Annotated in this window: 12 protein-coding genes; all 12 read right to left on the bottom strand. The window is 61.9% G+C overall.

Translation table 11 applies throughout. The features are described from left to right. Window positions 1-22 precede the first annotated feature (22 nt). The 12 genes from U5A08_RS14635 to arnC all read right to left on the bottom strand — a co-directional run bounded on the left by U5A08_RS14635 (window position 23) and on the right by arnC (window position 14,577). Window positions 23-868 (bottom strand): alpha/beta hydrolase, encoded by an 846-nt coding sequence (locus tag U5A08_RS14635; protein WP_321847229.1) that lies wholly within the window; start codon window positions 866-868, stop codon window positions 23-25. Then, window positions 865-2,484: a cytochrome P450 gene (locus U5A08_RS14630; protein WP_321847228.1), complete on the bottom strand. Its 1,620-nt coding sequence runs from the start codon at window positions 2,482-2,484 to the stop codon at window positions 865-867. The genes U5A08_RS14635 and U5A08_RS14630 overlap by 4 nt, the downstream gene beginning before the upstream one ends. Window positions 2,485-2,486: 2 nt before the next feature. Next, window positions 2,487-4,004 carry an acyl-CoA dehydrogenase family protein gene (locus U5A08_RS14625; protein WP_321847227.1) on the bottom strand — a complete coding sequence of 506 codons (1,518 nt, stop codon included), beginning with the start codon at window positions 4,002-4,004 and terminating at the stop codon, window positions 2,487-2,489. Between the two features lie 354 nt (window positions 4,005-4,358). Next, window positions 4,359-5,069: an HPP family protein gene (locus tag U5A08_RS14620; RefSeq protein ID WP_253395919.1), complete on the bottom strand. Its 711-nt coding sequence runs from the start codon at window positions 5,067-5,069 to the stop codon at window positions 4,359-4,361. 187 nt (window positions 5,070-5,256) lie between these two features. Then, the gene (locus U5A08_RS14615) at window positions 5,257-6,855 is read right to left on the bottom strand and encodes an ArnT family glycosyltransferase (protein ID WP_321852226.1); all 1,599 of its coding nucleotides are present in this window, start codon (window positions 6,853-6,855) and stop codon (window positions 5,257-5,259) included. Between the two features lie 30 nt (window positions 6,856-6,885). Next, window positions 6,886-8,265: a UDP-glucose dehydrogenase family protein gene (locus U5A08_RS14610; RefSeq protein ID WP_247402738.1), complete on the bottom strand. Its 1,380-nt coding sequence runs from the start codon at window positions 8,263-8,265 to the stop codon at window positions 6,886-6,888. Beyond that, window positions 8,262-8,675 (bottom strand): 4-amino-4-deoxy-L-arabinose-phosphoundecaprenol flippase subunit ArnF, encoded by a 414-nt coding sequence (gene arnF, locus U5A08_RS14605; RefSeq protein ID WP_253395917.1) that lies wholly within the window; start codon window positions 8,673-8,675, stop codon window positions 8,262-8,264. The genes U5A08_RS14610 and arnF overlap by 4 nt, the downstream gene beginning before the upstream one ends. Next, entirely contained in the window at window positions 8,672-9,019 is a 348-nt protein-coding gene (gene arnE, locus U5A08_RS14600) for a 4-amino-4-deoxy-L-arabinose-phosphoundecaprenol flippase subunit ArnE (protein ID WP_253395914.1), read from the bottom strand. The genes arnF and arnE overlap by 4 nt, the downstream gene beginning before the upstream one ends. After that, on the bottom strand, window positions 9,016-10,671 hold the full coding sequence (gene arnT, locus U5A08_RS14595) for a lipid IV(A) 4-amino-4-deoxy-L-arabinosyltransferase (RefSeq protein WP_253395911.1): 1,656 nt from the start codon (window positions 10,669-10,671) through the stop codon (window positions 9,016-9,018). Before arnT ends, arnE begins: the two co-directional genes overlap by 4 nt. Beyond that, window positions 10,668-11,552: a 4-deoxy-4-formamido-L-arabinose-phosphoundecaprenol deformylase gene (gene arnD / locus U5A08_RS14590; RefSeq protein ID WP_253395909.1), complete on the bottom strand. Its 885-nt coding sequence runs from the start codon at window positions 11,550-11,552 to the stop codon at window positions 10,668-10,670. Before arnD ends, arnT begins: the two co-directional genes overlap by 4 nt. Continuing rightward, window positions 11,552-13,543 carry a bifunctional UDP-4-amino-4-deoxy-L-arabinose formyltransferase/UDP-glucuronic acid oxidase ArnA gene (gene arnA, locus U5A08_RS14585; RefSeq protein ID WP_321847226.1) on the bottom strand — a complete coding sequence of 664 codons (1,992 nt, stop codon included), beginning with the start codon at window positions 13,541-13,543 and terminating at the stop codon, window positions 11,552-11,554. The genes arnD and arnA overlap by 1 nt, the downstream gene beginning before the upstream one ends. Then, window positions 13,540-14,577: an undecaprenyl-phosphate 4-deoxy-4-formamido-L-arabinose transferase gene (gene arnC, locus U5A08_RS14580; protein WP_247402749.1), complete on the bottom strand. Its 1,038-nt coding sequence runs from the start codon at window positions 14,575-14,577 to the stop codon at window positions 13,540-13,542. The genes arnA and arnC overlap by 4 nt, the downstream gene beginning before the upstream one ends. Between the last annotated feature and the right edge of the window lie 8 nt (window positions 14,578-14,585).

Raw genomic sequence — 14,585 nt, 5'->3', positions numbered from 1 at the left:
TGCATTTATGCAGAACCGGTGGTCAGCCGGCGGGAAGGTGAAAATAGCCGGCCAGGGCCTCGCTACAGAGCAGTACGGCACGCCTGGCCGCAGGCTCAGAAGCGGGGTAGTTGATAAAGCCGTGGCGCATGCCCGGGTACTCTTTGTGCCGCACCGGCACTCCGGCTTTCTTTAGGCGCCGCGCAAATGCGCGCCCTTCATCCCGCAGCAGGTCGCAGCCAGCCGTGATGATCAAGGCCGCAGGCAAGCCTTGCAGGCAGGGATCGCGGGCTGGGGAAAGCCAGGGGTGCTGTCGCGGAATATCGGGGGGGACGTATTGGCTCAAATACCACTCCAACACGTCGGCCGTCAGCCCGAAGCCTGTGGCGAATTCATCTCGGGAGCGATTGCGCGCCAGGCAGTCGAGTACCGGGTACAGCAGCAACTGGAAACCGATGCGAGCCTCGCCGAGGTCCCTGGCCATTTGGCAGATCACCGCCGCAAGCCCGCCTCCCGAGCCACCGCCTGCCACGGCGATACGCTGAGTGTCCAACCCCAGGCCGGTGCCGTGGCGGGCAATCCAGAGCGTGGCGGCATAGCAACTTTTCACTGCGGCGGGGAAGCGTTGTTCCGGCGGCCTGGGGTAATCCACCGCGACCACTGCGCAGCCGGCCCACTCTGCAATCACCCGGCAAAAACTGTCGTGGGTATCGAGGTCGCCGGCGACCCAGCCACCGCCGTGGAAATACATCAGTACCGGTGCCGGCACAGGGCGGGCGGGGCGGTACAGCCTCACGGCCACAGGTAGCCCTTGTGTGGTTAGGGTCAGGTTGCTGACATCCATCACCACCGCATCACGCACCTCCTTGCGTGCTTGCTCGGGGCTCATCGCGGGGCCGCCTGCGCCTGGGCTTCGATTTCCACCAGGTAGTCCGGGGTGATCAGCGCCTTGACGCCTAACAACATGGTGGTCGGTTCGCAGCCCTCGAAAAACTCCTTATGCGCCTTGGCAATTTCCGGCCACCAGTTCACGTTGGTGGTGTACATGCGCGTGGCAATCACTCGGCGGCGGTCTGTGCCAAGCCGCTTAAGCGCCGCTTCGATGATTTCCAGGCAGCGACGGGTCTGTAGATAGACATTGTCGGTGGCATACGGCTTGCCATCCTCGTCGAAGGCTACCGTGCCACTGGTGACAATGGTTTCGCCCACGCGCAAGGCACGGCAGTAACCGCCGTTTTTTTCCCAGGGGGCAGCAGAAAAGCAGCGCTGGATCGGGTCGTCCCTGAAAATGGGTTCAAGTTCGACGTGGAGGGTTTTCAACCCACGAAACTGCAGGTTACTGGTACGCCACACGGGTGGCTTTTTCTCAAGCAAACGCAGCGTGGGGAACCGCTTGAGCAGGCGGGTGAACACAATCTCGGCCTCCAGCCGGAACAATGCCGGCCCCAAACAGAAATGCACGCCGCGACCAAAGGCCAAATGGTCATTTTTTGCACGTTGAATGTTGAAACGGTCTGGGTCGGTGAAGTGCTCCGGGTCCCGGTTGGCCGCGGCACGTATCAAGTACACCAGGTCGCCTTTGCGCAGGGTCTGGCCTCTGAGCTCGATATCTTGCGTCAATACGCGATGACTGAACTGCCCCGAGGGATCAATGCGCAGCATTTCTTCAACCGCCGGTTTTATCAACGACACATCGGCCGACAGCGCGTTCAACTGGGCAGGGTTGGTCAACAAGTACCACAGGCCGATACCCAGCATATCGGCGCTGGTGGTGTAGCCGGCCACCAGCACAAAGGCCACCTGGGCCAGCAGGTCGTCTTTGCTCGTGTCGGGGCCGGCGGCGGCGATGACACGGCTGACCAAGTCGTCACGCGGAGCCTGCCGGCGTCGATCAATCAAGTCGCCGAAGTAGGTGTACATGTCCTCCAGGCCTTTCACGGCGGCGCCAGGCGTATTGGCCGGATCAAGGTTGCCCACCAGAAACATCAGGATCACATCGGTCCAGCGCCGCAGTTTAAGCGCGTCTTTCTTGGGGATGCCGTAGAGCATGGCCAGCACTCTGGCCGGCACCTGGTTGAATAGGCGGCTCATCAGTTCGGGGGTGGGGCCCAATGTCGACAGGATTTCATCGGTAACCGCCTGAATGTCGGCCCGCAGCGCTTCAATCGAGCGCGGCGTGAACGCGCGACCCAGCAGATGGCGGCTGGCCTCGTGGGCTTTGCCATCCTGGGCGTACATCCAGCGGGAGGCTTTTTCAATAAAGGGCTCGTACATCGCGCGTTTGTCGGGCGGCAGTTGCGCGTTTACCAGTTGGCGTATCCGGTCCGAGGAGTAGCGCGTGGCGTCGCTTTGCGCCGTGAAGACATCGTCGTAGCGGGTAAGCATCCATGCTTTGTGTTGGGGGCTCCAATACACGGGATGATGCTCGCGTAGAAATGCGTAGGCCGGATAAGGGTCACGAACGGTATCGGGGTTGCAGAAGTCAGGTTTGACGTGAGGGTTCATGGTTATGTGTCCTCATACAATGCGCGGGTGAATTGCTGGATGTAGTCAGCTTTCGCGATAGGCGCGTTGATCAGCTCGTCAGGCGGTTTCAGCCATGCAGCCAGCGATGAGATGCGCGCAACGCTGGCGCACGGTTCTGCATCGTGAGCGAGCCCCCAGCGGTGCAAGTAGGGAACAAACACCCCGATCAGGTCGCGCTGCATGCCCGCTTCGAGCGGTTGGCCTTCGAGCGCCTGAATGACCAGATCGAGTGCGCGGGCGTATGTCAGGCCCACCGCTTGCGAATGGGAAAAATCACCGGCGTGTCGGCACTGCCGGACGATGCTCTGCTCGATTGTCTGGCCGGGGTTGCATGGCTCAACGTGGTCAAATCGCGGACGGGACAGCGCATCCTTGATCACTTGGTAGGCCATCACGCTGTTGTCGCCAGCGAACGTGGGGCTTATCTCGAAGTCCATGCGCAGGGTGACGATCTGGTTGTAGTGGTGAAACCCCTGGGAACCACACAATTCGCGGCACTGGGCGATCACCTCAAGACCCGTCCAGGTGCCGACGCATTTGCTTAGTGCCGCGAGAATATGCAGGTCCTTGCGCCGGTCGGCCTGGGCCCATTGCGCTTCGAAGCGCTCAAGGATGGCCTGTTCGACGAACTTGAGGGCCAATGCCTTGAGCTGGACGTTGTACAGTCGCTGGCGAAACAGCGGGTTGCCCAGCAGCGGGCCGGTCTGTAGCAGGCGGTGGCGGGCAAATTGATAGGTCAGGTGCGCGCTTAGCCCTGCACCAACGCGAGAGGCGGCCATCAACAGCAGGCGCTCCTGGAGAAACGTCTCCAGTGCGTTGATAAAGCGCTCACTTTTGGGCAAGTCGCTGAGGAACTGCCCACGCCGGGTAAACCTGGCGTGGCGCTGCAACAAGGCGTCGGTGCCCAGCTGCATTCGGCAAAAGCGTAAACCGCCGACCTGATTGGCGTGAATGCCGCCCTTGGGGTCGCAGGCCATGACCTTGACACCCGGTCGCAACGGGCCGTTCTCCCGGTCGCGAATCACCACGCGAAACCAGTGGTGACCCTGGTCTTCGCCGTTCACCTGCAATCGCGCGAGCACCATCGCCACTTGGGCGGCGTGCAAGCTGTTGCCGATCCAGTACTTGCAGGCATCGGCGCACGGTGAGTCGAGCACCAGGCAGTGCTGGCCTGCGTCATAGGTGACGGTGGTCTTGAGGTTGCGCACGTCGGTGCCGCTGGCGATTTCGGTGCAGCCAAAGGCATACACCGCGCGCATCTGAATGACCTCATCGCGGTAGCGCGCCACTTGCTCCGGGCTGCCCTGGGTCAATAAGGCATTGGCGGCGATCATGTGGTCGACTAACGAGGAATACAGTGCGTAATCGTAGGCGCCGATCAAGCCGATCCGTTCGCACAGCGCTCTGAAATGCGATTCGCGCGGTTGGCCGAGCCACATGTCATTGTTGATCACTCCAGCGTTGGAAATGGCATGCATGCGCTCGATCGTCAGGTCCATGTAGGCCCTGAGGGGGAGGTGATGGCGCTGTCGAGCATCAAATAGCCGGTCGCGCAGCAACCTCTGCAAACGGTCGTCCATGGCGGACCCTCACCCGGTTTGAACGGAACATTCAAAGCACTTGAGCAGGAGGGCCAGCGTGCAGAACTACGAAGAGAGCGACAGAGGGGCAACCCTTTGCGTGCATCGCCGCTCAGTGAGCACCAATCTTTAGCCAGACTATCCAATGTCTTCGCTACTGGTTTACGGCAATCCAGACGTCAGGGGAAAAGCAGACAACCACAAGTGGTTTGTACAACTTTAGCTGCCACCCACCTCGGCGCAAGGAGCGTGATGTGCCACTCGTCGTTTCCGCTATTCGACGCGACTTGCCAGCACTTGCCCGATACTTCGGCGACGGGCATGACTCTCGGCGGCGTGGATCAACTGTTCCAGCTCTGTGGGCTCGATATCGTAGAACTGCTCCATGTCGGCCAACGCCAGCTTCAGGTCCGCCGCGGTGATTGCTGGGTCTCTTGCTGCCTGCGCCTTGCTCACGAAGGTGTTCGGTGCCTCGGTCGCGCCCTTGGGATAGCGCGTGCGGGTGGCATTGTTATAGGCCAGAGCACAGGTCACCAACGCTCCCGCGCCGAGCATCACCGCGGGCAGTTCCTGCCAGCCGAGAGCCGTCGAGGCCGGATCGGCCAGTACCAGCGTCATCGCCAGACCTCCCGCCGGCGGGTGCAGGCAGCGCAGCCAGCAGATCAGGACCACGGTCATGCCCGCCGCCAGGCAGGCGCTGCCCAGGGTACGCCCCAGGACCCGTGCGACGAGCAGCGCGACTACGCCGGCACACAGGTAGCTGCCAATGATCGACCACGGCTGGGCCAGCGCGCCGGATGAAACGGCAAACAGCAACACTGCCGACGCGCCCAGAGGGCCGAGCAGGTGCAGGGCGACCTCCATGCCAAACACTTGGGCGCAGACCCACACGCTGAGCAGGGTGCCCAAGGCCATGCCGATCGCGGCGCGGCTCCATTCGGCAGGGCGGGTATTGATGGCGGCGGGTAACCAGCGAGCGAGCATTCACAATTTCCATAAACAGCGGGCAAAAAAAGGCTTGTCTGGTTTCCCGGACAAGCCCTTGAACGTTCCTGCATTTGGGGGAGGAACCCGCGTAGTGTGCCGACCGCGATGCAAGGTCGCCAATGCACATTAATGCAGGTTAAATACAAAAATAATGGACTCAACTGGCCGGCCGCCGCCGGCGCGGTCAAGGTTGAAGGGTTTTGTCCAAGTGCAGCAGCACGTAGGGATTCTTGTCGAACGTGCCAGTGAGCGTCGGAGTGATTGCGCGCAATCGCGGGTCCTGCAACCCTTCAAAGTCATCTTGGCTCATCACCAGCCACGCCGGGCCTTGCAATGTTGCCAGGTCGGCGGGCTGCTGGGTGAACACCGGCACCCGGTCGTAATCGAGGTTGACCATGAACTTGATGGCTTTGGCATCCTTACCCAGCGCATGCAGCACGATGGGCGCCGGTTGCTGGCGGACCTGCGCCTGGACTTGCAGGCTGAAGGTGCGAGTGTCATAGAGGCTGCGCTCCACTGGCTCGACCACCACAATATACGCCGTCCACACCGCCAGCACGGCGGTCAGCGCCGGTACCAGCGTGCGCAGGCGTGCCTGGAACACCGCCACCAGCGCCAGCACTTGAAGCGCGCCCAGCACACCCAGCACCCAGCCGATGTGCGCCATCTGCTCCGGGTAACGCCGGCGCGCCAGCCATAGCCCGACGATCAGCAGCGCGGGCAACACGGTCCACAGGCTCAGCATCAAACCGCGCAGCCAGCCATACAACCGGCCGTGGGCGACTTGAAACGGATACGCCGCAATAATGGCCGCCATCGGCAACATTGGCAGCACATAACGCGCTTTCTTTGCCTGGGGGATCGACAAGCCGAGCATCACCAACAAGCCTGCCGCTGCGCAGTACAGCACCAACTGCAACGCCGGATCAGGTGCGCGTCGCCCGCCAATCGCGATCACCAGCAGCACCAGCAGCGCCAGCGGGTAAGCCAGCGCGTAATTGCCCAGGGAACTGGTGAAGTAATACAGCGCACCGCTGGAGCCTTCGCTGCCATCCATACGCCCGAGGAACTGCATGCGGATCACGTCCTGCATGAACGCTGCGCCGCCACTGAGCTTGGCCAGCAGCAACAGCAGGCCGACGCACGCCCCCAGCAGTGCCAGGGCCAACAGGCCGAAGCTGAACAGTTGGCGCCATTGGCGGTTGAGCAGGAAGTAGCTGCACAGCACGCCCGTGGGGATCACCAGGCCAATCGGCCCGCGAATCGCAAAGCCCACGATCAACAGCAGGTACACCCAGTGCAGGCGCTTGGCGGCGCCGAAGTGATCATGCGCATAACCCAGGTAGAACACCGCCAGGGCCACGGCGGCGAGCATTTGGTCGAGGGACACGGCGCGGGTTTCGCTGATAAACGTGCTGCTGAGCAACAGCAGCGCAACACTCAGCAGGCCCCAGCGCTGGGAGTAGGGCGCCGTCAGGCGGTACACCAGCATGACGATCAGCGCCGAAGCGAGAGACGTCGGCAACCAGGCCGTAAAACTGTTGACCTCGCCCAGGGGCAAGGACAGCAGCCACGTCATCAGCGTCGAGGTTGCCAGGTAATCGGCATAAGGTTGCCCGTAGGTCGTGGGGAAAAAGCTTGGCCCATGGCGCAACATCTCCTGGGCAAAGACCACGAAGCGCGAGTCGAAACCGATGATTGCCTGGTGCCAGTTGCCAGCAATGAATAACAGCAACGCCAGCAGCGCCAGCCCCAACGACTGGCGCCGGATCGCTGCGTTCATCAATTGGGGCAGTTGGTCTTTGTTCACCGGTCAGGCTTCCACAACGTGCGGCACCCACTGTTGTTGGGGAATCGGCAACTGGCAGGAGTCGCCCCGGCCCATCGGGAAATACTGGAAGCCTTTGCGCGCCAGGCGCTCGCCGTCATACAGGTTGCGACCGTCGAAGATCACCGGGGTGTTCAGGCGTTGGTGGATCAGGTCGAAATCCGGTGCCTTGAACTGCTGCCATTCCGTGCAGACGATCAACGCATCGGCGCCGCTCAGGGTGGATTCCGGAGTCCCCATCAACATCAGCCGTGGGGCGTCACCGTAAATCCGCTGGGTTTCCTGCATGGCTTCCGGGTCAAATGCGCGCACGGTGGCGCCGGCAGCCCACAGCGCTTCCATCAGCACGCGGCTCGGGGCATCGCGCATGTCGTCGGTGTTAGGTTTGAAGGCCAGGCCCCACAGGGCGAAGGTCTTACCGCGCAGGTTGCCCTTGAAGAAGGCGTTGATGCGTTCATACAGCTTGCTCTTCTGGCGCTGGTTGATCGCTTCGACGGCTTCGAGCAGGTCGCTCGAGCAATGGGCCTGCTTGGCGCTGTGGATCAGGGCGCGCATGTCCTTGGGGAAGCACGAGCCGCCGTAGCCGCAGCCTGGGTAGATGAAGTGATAGCCGATGCGCGAGTCGGCGCCGATCCCCAGGCGCACCGCTTCGATGTCCGCCCCCAGGTGTTCGGCCAGCTCGGCGATCTGGTTGATAAAGCTGATCTTGGTGGCCAGCATGCAGTTGGCGGCGTACTTGGTCAGTTCGGCGCTGCGCAGGTCCATAAAGATGATGCGATCGTGGTTGCGGTTGAAGGGCGCGTACAGGTCGCGCATGACCTCACGCACTTCTTCACGCTCGCAGCCGATGATGATGCGGTCCGGGCGGCGGCAGTCGGCAACCGCCGAGCCTTCCTTGAGGAATTCCGGGTTGGAGACGATATCGAACTCCAAGTGCCGGCCGGCCAGATGCAGGGCCTTTTCGATATGGGCTCGCAAGGTGTCGCCGGTGCCGACGGGGACGGTGGATTTTTCCACCAGGATCACCGGCTCGATCCGATGGCGGGCGACCGCATCGCCTACCGACAGCACGTATTTCAAGTCGGCCGAACCGTCTTCATCCGACGGCGTACCCACCGCGATAAACAGCACCTCGCCATGTTCGACGGCGAGCTTTTCATCAAAGGTGAAGCTCAGCCGTCCGCTTTCCAGGTTCTCCTTGACCATCGCCGCCAACCCTGGCTCGAAAATGCTCACATGGCCCTGCTGCAGCAGCCGGACCTTGTTTTGATCAACGTCCATGCAGATGACATCGTGACCGACTTCGGCTAATACGGTGGCCTGTACCAGACCGACGTAACCACTACCAAATACACTGATTTTCATGGGGCATTCCTAGGGCTTGCTGCGCTAGCACGACGAGAGTTAATAACCAGTACACCGAGGATGACCAAGGCCACCCCCAGGGTTTTTGAAAGCGAAAAATGTTCGTTGAACACCGGCAGGCTGGCGGCCAACAGGTAGACCAGCGCGTAGCTGATACTGAGCAGCGAATAGGCGCGGCCCAGGGGCAAATCCTTGAGCGCACAGAGCCAGCACAGCATCGACAGCGCATAAGCGAGGATCGCCAGGCTCACCACGCCGAGGGCGCCCAGATCGATGGCGTTGCTGCTGAACGCGCCGAGCCATTCGTCAGGCAGGGGCAGGCGCGTCATGCTCCAGCGCATCCCCAACTGGGCGGCGCTGACCAGGCCGACACTGCCCAGGGCGAAGGCAAACCCGCGTCCCCGGCTCATACTTGGCGCCCCAGCAGCACGACGCCGGCAATCACCAGCACCACGCCCAGCCAATGCCGAGTGTCGATGTGTTCCTTGAATACGAAGCGCGCCATTAGCGTGACCAATACGAAATTGAGGCTGAGCATGGGGTAGGCAATCCCGACTTCGAGGCGCTGCAGCACCAGCAGCCAGACCAGCAGGCCACAACCCAGGCACAGCAGCGCTGCCCATAACCAGGGTGAGCGCAGTTTCAGCGCCCAACCGTCAGGCTGTTCGCGCCAGCTTTCCACGGCAAACTTCTGCGCGACCTGGCCCATGCAGGTGAGCAGGCAGGCGGCTAACAACAAGAACAGGGTGATCATGGCGCTGCCTGCGGGAAAATCAGAATCATGAGATTGCCTTGCTCATAGCGCTTGCCGTCCTGGGGCAGCAGGTTCACTTCGGCGATCTCGTCGTCACCTTTGACGCGCATCACCACCCCCACCGCGCCTTTTTGGCGGGCTTGGCTCATCCATTGCTGGACCTGGGTCATGTCGACCTTACGCTGGGCGGCGTCCGGGTAGGCGAGGCCGTATTTCACTTCGCCAGCGGTGTTATAGAGGGTGACGTCAGCACGTTGCAGGCGCCATGCCAGGGCCGATGCCGCGCCCAGGTCATTGCTGAGCAGCGCGGACGTCGGCTGCAGGTCCGGCAGGTGGTCAATGATGAATTGATCCGGGGTCTTGTTGTACACCACCGAATGGGGCAGCGAGGCCGGCGCCAACGCCACCAGCAACCAACTGCCCAGCGCCGGCGCGGCCCACAATTTCAATGGGCGTGCAGCCTGCAGCAGGTTGACGATGATCCAGCCGAACAGGCAGGCGAACACCAGCACCAGGCCGAGAGTTTCCTGGCCGTGCTCGTACAGCGGTTTTTTCAGTTGGAACCACGTCAGCGCGAGCAAAGCCACAACCCCGAGGATCAGGTTCAGCCAGCCGTTGATGCGCAATGTGCGGCCTTGGGCCTGGGCCAGCTTGTCGGTCAGCGCGTTACCCATGAGCAACGCCAGCGGCAGCAGGCACGGCATGATGTAGGACGGCAGCTTGCCCTTGGCCAGGCTGAACAGTGCCAGGGGCATCAGCAGCCACAGCAGCAGGAAGGCGATGTTTGGCGTGCGCTTGTGCTGCCACGCTTGCTTGACGGTGGACGGCAACAGCGCCACCCACGGCAGGGTGAATGCGACCAGCAGCGGCAGGTAGTACCAGAGTGGCTCGGCGTGTTGCGCATCTTCGCCGGCAAAGCGCTGGATATGCTCGTGCCAGAAGAAGAAGTTCCAGTAATCCGGCTCCTGGCTATGCACCGCAAGTGCCCAGGGCAAGCTGATGGCAATCGCCACGGCGACGGCAATCAGTCCATAACCCAGCAGGTCGCGCAGGCGCTTCTGCCAGATCGCGTAGGGCAGGGCGATCAGCACCGGCAGCAGCCACGCGAGGAAGCCTTTGGTCATGAAGCCCATGGCACAGGCAACCCCGAGCAACGCCCAGGACCCGACGCGAGCGCTGCGCGTGCGGCTGTCGAAGCAAAACCACAGCGCCACGCCGGTCAGGTTGACCCAGAAGGTGAACTGCGGGTCCAGGTTGGCATAACCGCCCAGCGCCGCGACGCTGACAAAGCTCATGTACAGCAGCGTGCTGACCAGGCTCTTGTGCGGGTCATTCCACAACCGGCGCGACACCAGGTACACCAGCAGCACGCTGAGCCCGGTACTCAAGGCCGACACAAACCGCACGCCGAACAGGTTTTGCCCGAAGATCGCCTGGCCCAGCGCGATCATCCAGTAACCGGCAGCCGGTTTTTCGAAATAGCGAATGCCCATAAAGTGCGGCGACGCCCATTTGCCGGTCAGCAGCATTTCCTGGCTGATCTGTGCATAGCGGGTTTCATCCGGAATCCACAGGCCATGGGTGGCCAGGGGTAACAGATAAAATGCGCCGAATGCCAACAGCAGCAGGGGCAGCGCCCAACGGCGGATCATGCCTGCTGCACTCCGAGCCAACCCTCACGGCCGCTCAGGGCGCCGCGCACCAGTTGTTGCTGGGGCAGGGTTGAGACGTCCGCCGGCAACAAGTCGCCCAGCGGTTTGAAATGGATGCCGCGCTGCCCTGCCTGGGCCAGCAACTGGCGAAAATCATTGGCCATCAGAATCCCTTCTACTTCTGCGTGGATCGTGTACACGTTCAGCTTTGACTGTGCAAAGCGGTCGAGGATGAACCCGTTGAAATCCTTGGCAGCCACCACCGGCCCGACGACTTCGTCGAAGGTCGGCAGGTCTACCGGAATCTGTGGGGTGCCTGCGCTGCCATCGGCCAGGGTCGGACGAAACAGACTGGTGCCCCGGCAATCGCTGTTGTAGCGAAAGTTGAAGCCTTGCTTGGCTTGCACCACGCGTTCATCGGCGCGCCAACCGGCGGCCGCTGAACAGTCGATACGTTCACCGAGGATGTCGCTCAAGGTGTCCACACCGCGTCGAATCTGCTCGATCAACTGTGCGTCGCTCCAACGCCCGGCGTTGGCCTGCCAACCATGGTGATCCCAGGCGTGCAGGCCGACTTCATGCCCGGCGGCCTTGGCCTGGCGCATCAAGTGCCCCAGGTCACGGCCGATCGGCTTGCCCGGCCAGGCGGTGCCGGCCAGCAAGATATCCCAGCCATACAGGCCGACAGCGTTGGAACGCAGCATCTTCCACAGAAATTGCGGGCGGATCAGGCGCCACAAGTGGCGCCCCATATTGTCCGGCCCGACACTGAAGAAAAACGTCGCTTTCACCCCGGCTTCATCCAGGGATTCGAGCAACCGTGGCACGCCTTCGCGAGTGCCACGGTAAGTGTCGACGTCGATGCGAAGACCTGCGTGCATCAGCGCTTGTCCGCGATTTCGAGCATGGCTTCACGCAGGAAGAAGTCCAGGGTGTTACCGATGGTTTCGCTCATCTCCACGGTGGGTTCCCAGTTCAGCAGGCGCTTGGCGTTTTCGATGCTTGGTTTGCGGTGGGCCACGTCCTGGTAACCGGTGCCGTAGAATGCCTTGCTTTCGACGTCCCGGAAACCGGCGAACGGCGGGAAGTTGCTGCGCAGTGGGTGAGCTTCGAACTGACGCAGCAGTTCTTCGCCCAACTGGCGGATGCTCGCTTCGTTTTCCGGGTTACCGATGTTGATGATCTGACCGTTGCACGCATCGTTGTCGTTATCAATGATGCGCGCCAGGGCTTCGATGCCGTCGGCAATGTCGGTGAAGCAGCGTTTCTGCTCGCCACCGTCGAACAGGCGGATCGGCGTACCTTCCACCAGGTTCAGGATCAACTGGGTGATCGCACGGGAGCTGCCGATACGGGCCGAGTCCAGGCGGTCCAGGCGTGGGCCCATCCAGTTGAATGGACGGAACAGGGTGAACTTCAGGCCCTTGGCGCCGTAGGCCCAGATCACGCGGTCCAGCAGTTGCTTGGAGACCGAGTAGATCCAGCGTTGCTTGTTGACCGGGCCGACCACCAGGTTGGAGGTGTCTTCATCGAAGTACTGGTCCTGGCACATGCCATAGACTTCGGAAGTCGACGGGAAAATCACGCGCTTGTTGTACTTGACGCAGTAGCGAACCAGCTTGAGGTTCTCTTCGAAGTCCAGCTCGAACACACGCAGCGGGTTGCGGGTGTATTCGATCGGCGTGGCGATGGCCACCAGCGGCAGGACCACGTCGCATTTCTTGATGTGGTACTCGATCCACTCGGTGTGGATGCTGATATCGCCTTCCACGTAATGGAAGTTCGGGTGGCTGCGCAGGCGCTCGATGGCGTCGGAGCCGATGTCCAGGCCGTAGACTTCGTAACGGTCGTCACGCAGCAGGCGCTCGGACAGGTGGTTACCGATAAAGCCGTTCACGCCCAGGATCAGCACGCGGGTGCGACGTGGCTTGCGGCCAGACTCGGCGCCGCGCAGGACCGAACCGTCCACCAGGCCCAATTCGTTGGCCAGGGACGGACCGGCCAGGTACAGGCCGTTGTCGTTGCGCTGGCCGAACTTGATCACCAGCGAGTCTTCAGCGCACGCGATGCGCAGCGGGTTGACGCTGATCACACGGCCAGGCGCCAGGCCTTCGTTGCCCTGGACCACTTCGGCTTGCCACACGATCAGCTTGTGCTCGCCCACGGCGCAGAAAGCGCCCGGGTACGGTTGAGTCACTGCGCGCACCAGGTTGAACAGCTCTTCAGCCGGTTTTTGCCACTCCAACTTGCCATCCGCTGGGGTGCGGCGGCCGAAATAAGTGGCCTGGCTTTCGTCCTGGGCGGTTTCGGTCAGTTTGCCTGCGGCCAGTTGCGGCAAGGCATCGCGCAGCAGGCTGCTGGCGGCGTCACGCAGTTTGGCGTGCAGGGTCAGGCCGGTGTCGGAGCGCTCGATCGCGACTTTCTGCTGGGCCAGGATCGCGCCGGCATCGGCACGCGTGACCATGCGGTGCAGGGTCACGCCGGTTTCGGTTTCGCCTTTGACCAGGACCCAGTTGGCGGGTGCGCGGCCACGGTATTTCGGCAGCAGCGAGCCGTGCAGGTTGAACGCGCCTTTGCGGGCGGTGGCCAGCAGGGGTTCGCTCAGCAGGTTGCGGTAGTAGAAGGAGAAGATGAAGTCCGGGTTGAGCTTGGCGATGCGCTCGATCCACAGCGGGTGGTTGGCGTCCTCCGGTGCATGCACCGGGATGCCTTTGCGGGCGCACAGTTGCGCGACGGAACCGTAGAAATTGTTTTCCTTGGGGTCATCGGCATGGGTGAACACGGCAGCAATGTCGTAACCGGCATTCAGCAGGGCTTCAATGCCAGCACAGCCAATATCGTGGTAAGCGAAGACAACAGCTTTTGAATTCATGACGAAACCTGATCGGAAGGGGAAGTAGTGGTGGTATGGGAGGACGCCAAGCCGTCAAGGACGACCACGGGTGCCGGTGCTGCCGGTTGGTTGCGCAGCACTTTTTCAATAAAGAACCGTGGGCGGGCGCGCACATCGCTGTACATGCGGCCCAGGTACTCACCCAAGAGGCCCATGCCGATGAACTGGCCGCCGGTGAACACGAACAGCACTGCGAACAGCACGAACATGCCATCGCCGGCCCATTGGGCGCCAAAGGCCAGGCGCAGGACGATCAGCGCAAAGGCGAACAAAACGCCCAGGCCCGCCAGGCTGAAACCGACGATGGACAGCAGGCGCAGCGGGGTGGTGGTCATGCAGGTCAGCAGGTCGAACATCAGGCTGATCAGGCGCATGGCGCTGTATTTGGATTCGCCGTGTTCGCGCTCGGCATGGTGTACGAGAATTTCCGTGGTGTGACGGGCAAAGCCGTTGGCCAGGATCGGGATAAACGTGCTGCGTTCGCGGCAGGCGAGCATGGCGTCGACGATGGTGCGGCGGTACGCGCGCAGCATGCAGCCGTAGTCAGTCATGGCGACGCCGGTCGAGCGCTGCACGGCCAGGTTGATCAGGCGCGACGGCCAGCGGCGAAAGGCCGAGTCCTGGCGGTTGTTGCGCACGGTGGCAACCACGTCGTAGCCCAGGGCGGCTTGTTCTACCAGGCGCGGGATTTCTTCCGGCGGGTTCTGCAGGTCGGCGTCGAGCGTAATCACCACGTCGCCCCGACACTGCTCGAAACCGGCCATGATCGCCGCATGCTGACCGTAGTTGCGGTTGAGGATCACCGCGACCACGTTGCTGCCGTCTTCGGCGGCAGCGTCTTCGAGCAATTGGGCGGATTTGTCGCGGCTACCGTCATCCACCAGGATGATTTCGTATTCGTAGGCCAGTTGCTTGCAGGCTGCCGTCGTGCGACGCAGCAATTCAGGCAGGCTTTCTTGTTCGTTGTAGACCGGGATAACGATCGACACACAATGAATAGGGTAGGGTTTCAAAGATTCAT

The organism is Pseudomonas paraveronii (assembly GCF_963681955.1).
Lineage (GTDB): Bacteria > Pseudomonadota > Gammaproteobacteria > Pseudomonadales > Pseudomonadaceae > Aquipseudomonas > Aquipseudomonas paraveronii.
This window is presented reverse-complemented; position numbering and strand designations above follow the sequence as displayed.